The organism is Saccharomonospora iraqiensis subsp. paurometabolica YIM 90007 (assembly GCF_000231035.2).
GTDB lineage: Bacteria > Actinomycetota > Actinomycetes > Mycobacteriales > Pseudonocardiaceae > Saccharomonospora > Saccharomonospora paurometabolica.
This window is the reverse complement of sequence record NZ_KI912247.1, coordinates 1-7,251: the sequence shown is the minus strand read 5'-3', so window position 1 is coordinate 7,251 and position 7,251 is coordinate 1. Positions and strand designations below refer to the sequence as shown.

Genomic DNA, 7,251 nt, shown 5'->3' with positions numbered 1-7,251 from the left:
CGGCGCGGCCGGCGCTTCGCGGCGGCCGCCTTGGACCCGTACCCGACCAGCGGTTTCATCTCGTCCTCGGCCGCCTCGGCCTCCGGTGCGGCCGACTCCTCCGCCGACGGCGCGGCACCGTTGTTCGCGGCCTGGGGTGTGTCCGCGGCCTGCGGCGCGGAGGTGCCCTGCGGGTCGACGTCGACGGTGAGGATCGACGTGCCGACCTCCACCGTCTGCCCCGGCTCCACCAGCAGCTCGGTGACCACCCCGGCCCACGGGATGGGCAGCTCGACGGCCGCCTTCGCGGTCTCGACCTCCACGACGATCTGGTTCACCGCGACCTCGTCACCCGGCTGGACGCGCCAGCCGATGATCTCGGCCTCGGTCAGTCCCTCGGCGGTGTCGGCGAGGGGGAACTGCCTGTACTCCGGCATCGTGTCCTACCCCCTCACCAGGCCAGCGCGTTGTCGACGGCGTGCAGCACGCGGTCGAGGTCGGGCAGGAAGTGCTCCTCCAGCTTCGCCGGGGGATACGGGGTGTCGAACCCGGTCACCCGTTGTACCGGGGCCTCCAGCGAGTAGAAGCACTCCTGCTGGACCCGGGCCGCGATCTCCGCGGTGACCGAGGACTCCGACTGGGCCTCGCTCACCGCGACCAGCCTGCCGGTGCGGCGCACCGACTCGAACACGGGCCCCAGATCCAGCGGGGACAGGCTGCGCAGGTCGATGACCTCCAGCTCGGTGCCCTCCTCGGCCGCGGCCGTCGCCGCGTCCAGGCACACCTTCACCGACGGTCCGTAGGTGACCAGGGTGGCCGCCGTGCCGCTGCGCAGGGTGCGCGAGGCGAACAGCGGGTCCGGCGTCGCGGTGGTGTCCACCGGCTGTTTCAGCGCACCGGAGTGGTACAGCTTCTTCGGCTCGAAGAACAGCACCGGGTCGTCGCATTGGATCGCCTGCTGGATCATCCAGTACGCGTCCACCGGGTTCGAGCAGGACACCACCTTCAGGCCCGGCACGTGCGCGAACAGCGACTCCGGCGACTCCGAGTGGTGCTCGACCGCGCCGATCCCGCCGCCGAACGGCACGCGGATCACCACGGGGACCGTGAGCCGGCCCTGGGTGCGGTAGTGCAGCTTGGCGAGCTGGCTGACGATCTGGTCGAAGCCGGGGAAGATGAACCCCTCGAACTGGATCTCGCACACCGGCCGGAAGCCGCGCACGGCGAGGCCGACGGCGGTGCCGATGATGCCGGACTCGGCCAGTGGCGTGTCCAGCACACGGTGCTCACCGAAGTCCTTCTGCAGGCCGTCGGTGATGCGGAAGACGCCGCCGAGCCTGCCGACGTCCTCGCCCATCATCAGGACCTTGTCGTCGGCCTCCATGGCCGCGCGCAGGCCGAGGTTGAGTGCCTTGCCGATGGTGAGCTTCTGGATCTCGGTCTCGGTCCGGACCGGGGACTGCACCGGGGCCGCCATCAACGCTCACCCCCGTCCGCGAACCCGCCGAGATAGGCGAGGTACTCCTCGCGCTGCGCGTCGAGCGCCGGGGACGGCTCGGCGTAGACCTCCGAGAAGATCCGTTCGGGTGGTGGGTCGGGCATGGCGAAGCAGTACTCGCGCAGCTCGGCGGCGAACCGGTCGGCCTCGGCCTCGACCTCGTCGAAGAACTCCTGCTCGGCCGCGCCCGTGCGGGCGAGGTGCACCCGCACCCGCTCGATCGGGTCCTTGTGCTTCCACACCTCCAGCTCGTCGGAGAGCCGGTAGCGGGTGGGGTCGTCGGTGGTGGTGTGCGCATCCATGCGGTAGGTGAACGCCTCGATGAGCACCGGGCCGTTGCCGCGCCGGCACTCGTCCAGCGCCCAACGGGTCACCGCCAGGCAGCCGAGGACGTCGTTGCCGTCCACGCGGATGCCGGGGAAGCCGTAGCCGCGGGCGCGCTGGTACAGCGGCAGTCGCGACTGCCGCTCGGTGGGCTCGGAGATGGCCCACTGGTTGTTCTGGCAGAAGAACACCAGCGGCGCGTCGTAGACCGAGGCCCAGACGAACCCTTCGTGGACGTCGCCCTGGCTGGTGGCGCCGTCGCCGAAGTAGCAGATCGTGGCCTCGGCGGTGTCGTCGTCGCCGACCTTGCCCTCGAACCGTTGCCCCATCGCGTAGCCCGCGGCGTTGAGCACCTGGTTGCCGATCACGATGGTGTACGGGTGCAGCCCGCGGTCCGCGAAGTCCCAGGCGCTCTGGTCGGTGCACCGGAAGATGCCGAGTAGTTCCTTGAAGTCGACGCCGCGGGTGTAGGCCACGCCGTGCTCGCGGTAGCTGGGGAACGCCATGTCCTGCGGCTTCAGCGCCCGCCCCGAGCCGATCTGGGCGGCCTCCTGGCCGAGCAGGGGCACCCAGATGCCGAGCTGGCCCTGGCGCTGCATGGCGTTGGACTCCCGGTCGGCCCGCCGCACGAGGACCATGTCGCGGTAGAGGTTCCGCAGCGCCTCGTCGTCGACGTCGTCGAGGTACGGATCGAACCGGGACGAGGGCAAGCGTTCACCCTCGGGAGTGAGTAGCTGGGTGAGCTCGGTTCCGCCTTCGGCTGTGGCCCGCAATCCCGCGATCACCTGCTCCGGGGACGGTTGCGCCGCGGTCGCGGCCGGCCCGGCGCCGGGTTCGGGGCGCGTCCACTGTTCTGGGGACGACATGCGCATCTCCTTGGTGTCGTGCCGCGTGGCCGCTTGTGGCGACCCCCGCGACGCGCCGCCGGTCACCGTGGCGCATCCGGATCTCCAGCGCTCGGTGCCGTCGGCGGTGACGGTTCACGCCGTCATCCTGGCACGAACCCCGGCCCCGTGGAGAGGTCCCGATGTCGATTCGTTTCCTCCGGCGGGGTTGTGAGCTGCGGAAACGCTTGGACTGCCGACGATGCAACCGCCGAAAGTCGGTCCGGCGAGCACCGGCTGACCAGCTCGCGCGCCGCGCTGTCGCCGGACGGACACCGGGCGTGCGCGGCCCCCGCCCGCGAGAACGCCTGAGGTGTGACGCCGGACACACCTCCCCCCGGGTGGCACGATGGTCCGCGTGGAAACCGCAACCGTGACCGACACCGTCCGGGCCAGGTGGGCCGCCGACGTGCTGCCCAGCCTGTCCGAGCTCGTGGCGATCCCCGCGCTCTCCCCCGGCTTCGACCCGGAGTGGGCCGCGTCCGGCCACCTGGACGCCGCCGTGGAGCACGTCCGCGCCTGGCTGGCGAGCCGGGAGATCCCCGGCGCCGCCGTCGAGATCGTCCGCCTGCCCGGCCGCAGTCCCGTCCTGCTGCTCGACGTCCCCGCCACCCCGGGAGGCGAGGACGCCGGCACCGTGCTCATGTACGGGCACCTGGACAAACAACCCCCCGTCGGCGGCTGGTCCGACGGACTCGGCCCGTGGACACCGGTGGTGCGCGACGGCCGGCTGTACGGCCGCGGCTCGGCCGACGACGGCTACGCCGGATACGCCGCGACCACCGCGATCGAGGCCGTGCGTGCGGCGGGCGGCGCGCACGCCCGGACCGTGGTGCTGCTGGAGACCGGGGAGGAGTCCGGCAGCCCTGACCTGCCCGCCTACCTGGAACACCTGACCGGGCGGCTGGGGCGCGTGTCCCTGGTGATCTGTCTGGACTCCGGCGGCAACGACTACGACCGGCTGTGGCTCACCACGAGCCTGCGTGGGATGGCCCAGGTGCACGTCACCGCGCGGGTGCTCGACTCGGCCCAGCACTCCGGACTCGCCAGCGGCGTCGTGCCGGGTTCCTTCCGCGTTCTGCGCTCGCTGCTCGACCGCATCGAGGACAGCGCCACCGGCGCGATCCTGCTGCCCGAGTGCAATGTCGAGATCCCCGCCGACCGGCTGGCCGAGACCCGGGCGACCGCCGAGGCCGCCCCGGGGTCGGTGGCGGGCGCGTTCCCGCGGCACGGCTCCACCCGCACCGTCGTCGACGACGAGGTGGAGCTGCTGCTGAACAACAGCTGGCGGCCGACCCTGTCGGTGATCGGCGCGTCCGGGATGCCGGAACCGGCCGAGGCGGGCAACGTGCTGCGCGCCGCCACGACGCTGGCGTTGAGCTTCCGGCTCCCGCCGACCGCGGACTCCGCCGCCGCGCTCGCCGCGATCGAGAAGACGCTGACCACCGACGTCCCGTACGGCGCCACGGTGCAGGTCACCGGGACCGAGGCGGCGGACGGCTGGAACGCCCCGGAACTCGCCCCGTGGCTGGCCTCCGCACTGGAGCGGGTCAGTGACGAGGTGTTCGGCAACCCGTGGCGCAGCACCGGGCTCGGCGGGTCGATCCCGTTCATGGGCCTGCTCGGCCGGACGTATCCGGAGGCGCAGTTCCTGGTCACCGGTGCGCTCGGGCCGGATTCGAACGCGCACGTGCCGGACGAGTGGCTGCACCTCGACCAGGCGCAGCGGGTGACCGAGGCGATCGCGCGCGTGTTGCACGCCCACGCGGAGCAGTGACGTGCCCGTCGAAACGGGTCCGTAACGTCGCCGGGTGGTGCGTTCGGGCGTACCGGGGTGGCAGGATACGCGCGTTAGCCGCTATTAACCACGAGGAGTGACACCGTGGCGCGTCGACTCACCAGAGTGCTGACCCTGCTTCCCGCGGCCGCGCTCGCCGTCACCGCGGCGAGTTGTGCGGAGGAGGTGAACTCCGGCGGCGACACCGAAGCCGGCGGGGAGATCTCGCTGATCAACGAAGGCAAGCTGACCACCTGCACCCACCTGCCCTACGAACCGTTCCAGTTCACCCAGGACGGCGAGACGGTCGGCTTCGACGTCGACCTCGTCGATCTCGTCGCCGAGGACCTGGGCGTCGAGCAGGAGATCTTCGATACCTCGTTCGAGGGCATCGAGTCGGGCGCGTCGTTCGACACCGGCCAGTGCGACGTGGCCGCGGCCGCCATGACCATCACCGAGGAACGCGAACAGGTCATGGACTTCTCGGACGGCTACTTCGACGCCAACCAGGCACTGCTGGTCGGCACCGACTCCGACGTGGCGGAGCTGTCCGACCTCGACGGCAAGGTCCTTGGGATGCAGCTCGGCACCACCGGGGAGAAGTACGCCCGGGAGCACCAGGACGAACACGGCTACGAACTGCGCCAGTTCGAGGACCTCGCCCTGCTGCAGACCGCGGTGCAGACCGGCCAGGTCGCCGCGGCGATCAACGACAACTCCGTGCTGCTGGACTTCGCGAACAAGAACGACGACGTCGAGGTCACCACGGAGTTCGAGACCGGCGAGCAGTACGGCATCGCCGTGCGCGAGGGCGACGCCGCCATGTTGTCGAAGGTCAACGAGGTGCTGCAGGCCGCGAAGGACGACGGCCGCTACGACGCGATCTACGAGAAGTGGTTCGGCCAGGCACCGGAGAGCAACTAGTCGGGTGAGCGACGGGTCCCGGCGGGGCGATCCTCCGCCGGGACCCGCGTCTCCCGTGTCGAGGAGTCCGTATGGCGATGTCGCCGCGCAAACGCGCGCAGGTATTCCGCGGTGTCCAGTACCTCGTGCTGGTCGTCGCCCTCGTGGTGCTGGGCCTTCTGGCCGACTGGGGAACGATCCGGGAGTCCTTCTTCAATCCGGATGCGGCGGCGACCCAGCTGCCCGAGGTGGTCACGCTCGCTCTGGTCAACACCATCGTCTATACCGGGCTCGGGTTCGGGTTGGGGCTCGGTATCGGGCTCGTGCTCGCGCTGATGAAGTTGTCGTCGGTCGGTCCGTATCGGTGGCTGGCCACGGTGTACATCGAGTTCTTCCGCGGTGTTCCGGCGCTGTTGGTGTTCATCGCGCTGGGCTTCGGGGTGCCGATGGCCTTCGATCTCCGGTTCGACGTGTATTCCACGGCCGCGCTCGCGCTGGGACTGGTCGGCTCGGCCTACATCGCGGAGACCTTGCGCGCGGGGATCCAGGCGGTACCGAACGGGCAGATCGAGGCGTCCCGGTCACTCGGTATGTCGCAGGGGCGCACCACGATGACCGTGGTCATTCCCCAGGCATTCCGGATCATCCTGCCCCCGCTGACCAATGAGCTCATTCTGCTCACCAAGGACTCGTCGCTGATCTACCTCCTGGGTCTGATGCGTGACGAGTACGAGTTGGCGAAGTTCGGCCGGGAAGGGCTGAACGCCACCAAGTCGTTCACCCCGATCCTGCTGGCGGGGCTCTGCTATCTGATCATCACGGTGCCGCTCGGGTACCTGTCGCGGCGTCTCGAACGCCGGCGCGGGAAGAAGGCGGACGAGGGGCTGGAGGTGACGGCCTGATGGGTTCGCCGTCCACGGCCGGTGCGGGCACCGGCGACGCGATCGTGGAGATCTCCGGGCTGCACAAGTCGTTCGGCCGGGTCGAGGTGCTCAAGGGCATCGACATGCGCGTGCGGCGCGGCGAGGTGGTGTGCATCGTCGGGCCGTCCGGTTCCGGCAAGTCCACGCTGCTGCGCTGCGTCAACCTGCTGGAGCAGCCGACCTCCGGCACCGTCGTGGTGAACGGGTTCGACATGACCGACCCGGACGTCTACATCGACGACGCGCGCCGCTCGATCGGCATGGTGTTCCAGGGATTCAACCTGTTCACCCACATGTCCGTGCTGGAGAACCTGACCATCGCCCAGCGCAAGGTACTCAAACGGGACAAGACCGAGGCCGAGCGCGTCGCCCGGGACAACCTCGCCCGGGTGGGCCTGTCGGAGAAGGTGGGCGCCATGCCCGACCAGCTCTCCGGCGGTCAGCAGCAGCGGGTGGCGATCGCCCGGGCGCTGTCGATGGACCCGGCCGTCATGCTGTTCGACGAACCGACGTCGGCGCTGGACCCGGAACTCGTCGGGGACGTGCTTTCGGTGATGCGCAGGCTCGCCGAGGAGGGCATGACGATGCTCGTGGTCACCCACGAGATGCAGTTCGCCCGCGAGGTCGCCGACACGGTGCTGTTCATGGACGACGGCATGGTGGTCGAGCAGGGCCCGCCCGCCCGCGTCATCGCCGACCCGCACCACGAACGCACGCGGAGCTTCCTCTCCCGCGTGCTGAACCCGGTGCACGCCCGCGAGTAACCACAACGGGGTGGCCGGAACCGCCTACCTCGTGTCACCGTCCGACCCTGTGGTGTGAGCGCGACGCGCCTCCCGCCGCGGCCGGGCTCGCCCGCGCGGGCGGGGCGTGCCCGCACCACCGGGTTCGACGGTGAACTGGGGAGGGCAGGTCATGCCGGGGATACGACGGGGGCCGCAGCGGGAGTCCGGGCGGCTCGAC

The 7,251-nt window shown here is 70.5% G+C and carries 7 protein-coding genes; 4 read left to right on the top strand and 3 right to left on the bottom strand.

Annotation, left to right across the window (positions count from 1 at the left end):
* The 3 genes from SACPADRAFT_RS27780 to pdhA form a co-directional block, all read right to left on the bottom strand.
* Window positions 1-416: biotin/lipoyl-containing protein (locus SACPADRAFT_RS27780; protein ID WP_007025749.1), on the bottom strand; the 416-nt coding region annotated here is incomplete at its 3' end.
* A gap of 14 nt (window positions 417-430) precedes the next feature.
* The gene (locus SACPADRAFT_RS0214250) at window positions 431-1,456 is read right to left on the bottom strand and encodes an alpha-ketoacid dehydrogenase subunit beta (protein WP_007025748.1); all 1,026 of its coding nucleotides are present in this window, start codon (window positions 1,454-1,456) and stop codon (window positions 431-433) included.
* The gene (pdhA, locus tag SACPADRAFT_RS0214245) at window positions 1,456-2,667 is read right to left on the bottom strand and encodes a pyruvate dehydrogenase (acetyl-transferring) E1 component subunit alpha (RefSeq protein WP_007025747.1); all 1,212 of its coding nucleotides are present in this window, start codon (window positions 2,665-2,667) and stop codon (window positions 1,456-1,458) included. The genes SACPADRAFT_RS0214250 and pdhA overlap by 1 nt, the downstream gene beginning before the upstream one ends.
* Window positions 2,668-3,034: 367 nt before the next feature.
* Here pdhA and SACPADRAFT_RS0214240 point away from each other — a divergent pair, with 367 nt between their 5' ends.
* From SACPADRAFT_RS0214240 to SACPADRAFT_RS0214225, 4 genes are all read left to right on the top strand, one after another.
* On the top strand, window positions 3,035-4,462 hold the full coding sequence (locus SACPADRAFT_RS0214240; RefSeq protein WP_007025746.1) for a M20/M25/M40 family metallo-hydrolase: 1,428 nt from the start codon (window positions 3,035-3,037) through the stop codon (window positions 4,460-4,462).
* A gap of 105 nt (window positions 4,463-4,567) precedes the next feature.
* The gene (locus SACPADRAFT_RS0214235; RefSeq protein WP_007025745.1) at window positions 4,568-5,386 is read left to right on the top strand and encodes a transporter substrate-binding domain-containing protein; all 819 of its coding nucleotides are present in this window, start codon (window positions 4,568-4,570) and stop codon (window positions 5,384-5,386) included.
* Between the two features lie 71 nt (window positions 5,387-5,457).
* Window positions 5,458-6,267, top strand: coding sequence for an amino acid ABC transporter permease (locus tag SACPADRAFT_RS0214230; RefSeq protein ID WP_007025744.1), 810 nt, complete (start codon window positions 5,458-5,460; stop codon window positions 6,265-6,267).
* Window positions 6,267-7,052, top strand: coding sequence for an amino acid ABC transporter ATP-binding protein (locus SACPADRAFT_RS0214225; RefSeq protein ID WP_007025743.1), 786 nt, complete (start codon window positions 6,267-6,269; stop codon window positions 7,050-7,052). Before SACPADRAFT_RS0214230 ends, SACPADRAFT_RS0214225 begins: the two co-directional genes overlap by 1 nt.
* The last annotated feature ends 199 nt before the right edge of the window (window positions 7,053-7,251 follow it).